Source organism: Variovorax sp. P4_B10, assembly GCF_056402375.1.
Genome location: NZ_JBFUHN010000163.1, coordinates 1 through 3,270, shown reverse-complemented (window position 1 = coordinate 3,270; position 3,270 = coordinate 1). Strand labels below are relative to the sequence as shown.

Genomic DNA, 3,270 nt, shown 5'->3' with positions numbered 1-3,270 from the left:
CATGGAGGGTGTGGCAGATCGCGAGCCAAGGCTCGCACTGCGGGTGGATCTGGCGCAAGGCCAGCGGCTGCGTATCCGGGTCGCAGACAACGGGGCGGGCATCGCGACGCAGATCCTGCCCCATGTGTTCGCGCACGGCTTCACCACGAAAAAGACCGGGCATGGATTCGGGCTGCACGGCGCAGTGATCGCCGCGCATGAAATGGGCGGAACGCTCACAGCCCACAGCGAGGGACCGGGCACCGGGGCGACATTCACGCTCGAACTTCCGATCGAAAGATCCTAGTTGCCCCACCGCGCTTGGCGCGACCCACGACGCACGAGACGGTCGCGGCGCATCTGGGGAACACCGCGGAACCGACTCTGCGAGGGCTTGCATTTGCTGCATTCGGGGCGTGTGCCGAGCGCACATGACTCCAGAGATATCGTTGCGCGTCAGCCACGGCATCACGTGTTTCATATGTACTTTCATACTCAATCGATGGCCGCGACTTTTGCATTTTCTGTTTGTCGCTGTAAGGTGTTTCTCGGCCTTGGAGCACTTGACCCGTTGCCCGCGGCCTCATTCAGTTGAGCGCAACGCCACAACCAAGCGCCTAATGCGCTCACTATTCAAGGAGCGGCACCCTGGCGGCCCACAGCGACGGAACCGGCATCGGCGCGACGTTCACGCTCGAACTCCCGGTCAGCAAGGTCGAGGAGATCCAATGAGAAAACAACACAATCGGCGCATTCTTCTGGCGGACGACATGCCGGCCATCCACGAGGACTTCAGGAAAATCCTCCTCTCGGCGGAAGCGTCGTCGAATCTGGACGACCTGGAGTCTGCGTTGTTCGGCACCACAGCCAAGACATCCGCCGAGGCGTTCGTGCTGGACAGCGCCTGCCAGGGGCAGGAAGCGCACGCGATGGTTCGCAAGGCATTGGAGGTCGACGAGCCTTACGCCCTGGCGTTCATCGACATGCGCATGCCCCCCGGGTGGGATGGCGTCGAGACGATCGAACACCTGTGGCAGGAAGATCCGCGTCTGCAGATCGTGATATGCACCGCCTATGCRGACCAGTCCTGGGTCGAGGTCTTCGATCGCCTCGACGCACGCGACCGCCTGCTCGTTCTCAAGAAGCCCTTCGATCCGATCGAGGTCCGCCAGCTGGCCAGCGCACTCACGATGAAGTGGCAAATGACGGAAGACGCCGCATTCAAGCTGAACCAGCTGGAACAGGCTGTCGAGGAGCGAACCAGGGAACTGTCCGATGCCAACATCATCGTGCAGAACAGCCCGACCATCCTCTACCGCCTGCGGGGCGAGCCTGCATTTCCCCTGATCTACATCTCGCACAACATCACGAAGTTCGGCCACGACCCGGCCAGCCTGCTTGCGAACCCGAATTGGGCAGACGTGCTGATCGACCCCGCCGACCAGCCCGGGGTTGCCGCCGCCATGGCCCGCGTGCTGGAGAAGGATGCGGAAGGCGCCTCGATCGAATACCGCCTTTGCACCGGGGACGGTGCACGGCGCTGGGTCGAGAACCGCTATGTTCCGGTTCGCGACAAGGAAGGCCGACTCGTCGAGGTCGAGGGCATCGTCATCGACGTCACGGAGCGCAAGGCGGCGGAGGAACAACTTGCACGGCTTGCGCGCACCGACGGGCTGACGGGCCTGGCGAACCGCGCCACGCTCACGGAACGCCTTCACCAGGCCCACGGCGCAGCACAGCGAGGCTCCATGCCGTTCGCGATCCACTGTCTGGACCTGGACCACTTCAAGCCGGTCAACGACATGTTCGGCCATCCGGGGGGCGACCTGCTGCTGCGCGAGGTGGCCCAGCGGCTGAAGAATTGCACGCGGGAAACCGATCTGGTGGCGCGCCTGGGCGGCGACGAGTTCGCTGTGCTGCAGGGGGAAATGGGCGATCCGGCAGCCGCGGGCGCCTTGGCCTCGAAGATCCAGGAGGAGCTGGCACGCCCGTACATGCTCGATGGCAACGAGATACATGTCTCGGCCAGCATCGGCATCTGCCCCTACATCCCGGGCAGTGCGGGTCCGGACGAAATGATGGCGCAGGCCGATCTGGCCCTCTACCGGTCGAAGGAAGAAGGACGCAACCAGTATCGCTTTCACTCCCAGGAACTCGACCTGGCAGTCCGTGACCGGGTTGCGCTCGGCGAAGACCTGAAGAAGGCGATCGAACGCGAAGAGCTGGAACTCTACTATCAGCCGCAGGTCGAGCTGTCCTCCGGAAAGATCGTGGGAATGGAGGCGCTGCTGCGCTGGAACCATCCCGAACGAGGCCTTCTCGACGCGGTCACTTTTGTCCCGATCGCGGAAAGGACCGGGGGCATCGTCATGCTGGGTCGCTGGGTACTGAACCAGGCGTGCAGGCAAATGAACCTGTGGCGTGAACAGGGAATGGCGCCCCCTGTCATCGCGATCAATCTGTCGCTTGGCCAGCTCAGGAACGGCAACGAACTGATCCGCGATGTGACCGAGTGCATCGCGAAATGGCAGCTCCATCCTTCCGAGCTGGAGTTCGATGTGACGGAGTCGACCCTGGCCCAGATGACATGGACCCACAACGACGTACTGCCGAAGCTGCGGGCGCTCGGTGTCCGGATTGCGATCGACGACTTCGGCACGGAGTACTCGTCATTCGAGTACCTCCGGACCTACCGCGTGAATCACCTGAAGATCGCACAGTCGATGCTCAAGAGGGCCATCGACGATCCGGACAGTGCAGCCACCGTTCGCGCCATCATGAATCTCGCACGGGACGCTCGCATTGGAATCATTGTCGAGGGACTGGAAACGGAAGCGCAACTCGCCTTTCTCCACTCGACCGGTTCCTCGACCCTTGCACAAGGCCACTATTTCAGCGAGGCCGTGATTGCCACCGAGGCGGGCGACTTCCTGCGTTCGGGCACCATCGGGCAGAGTCTGCGCAGCAAGAACGGGGAGCACGGGACAACGGTGCGTACGACATGAAGAAACTCCTCTCGATGTTCGCCGCGTTGTGGGGCTTTGCAGCGCTGGTACCGGCGGTGCACGCCGAACCCGTCGTGTTGTCGCTCGTACACGCCACCACGACCGAGCATCCAGCACATCTGGCGGCTCTTCAGTTCGCAAAACGCGTCGAGGAACGCACCCATGGGCAAGTCAGCATAGAGATCTTTCCGGCATCTCWACTCGGCAGCGAAAATGAACTGCTGCAGAAAGTCAGGCTCGGGGCAATCGATATGGACGTGTCCTCGTTGAACTACCTCATCAAGTA

General features: G+C 62.3%; 3 protein-coding genes. All 3 read left to right on the top strand.

Annotated features, from left to right (window positions below):
• On the top strand, positions 1 to 286 hold a 286-nt coding region (locus tag AC1DXX_RS33175), incomplete at its 5' end, for an ATP-binding protein (protein ID WP_478138446.1).
• 421 nt (positions 287 to 707) lie between these two features.
• Positions 708 to 2,984 carry an EAL domain-containing protein gene (locus tag AC1DXX_RS33170; protein ID WP_478138445.1) on the top strand — a complete coding sequence of 759 codons (2,277 nt, stop codon included), beginning with the start codon at positions 708 to 710 and terminating at the stop codon, positions 2,982 to 2,984.
• Positions 2,981 to 3,270, top strand: a 290-nt coding sequence (locus tag AC1DXX_RS33165; protein ID WP_478138444.1) for a TRAP transporter substrate-binding protein, incomplete at its 3' end; no start/stop codon positions are given. The genes AC1DXX_RS33170 and AC1DXX_RS33165, both read left to right, overlap by 4 nt.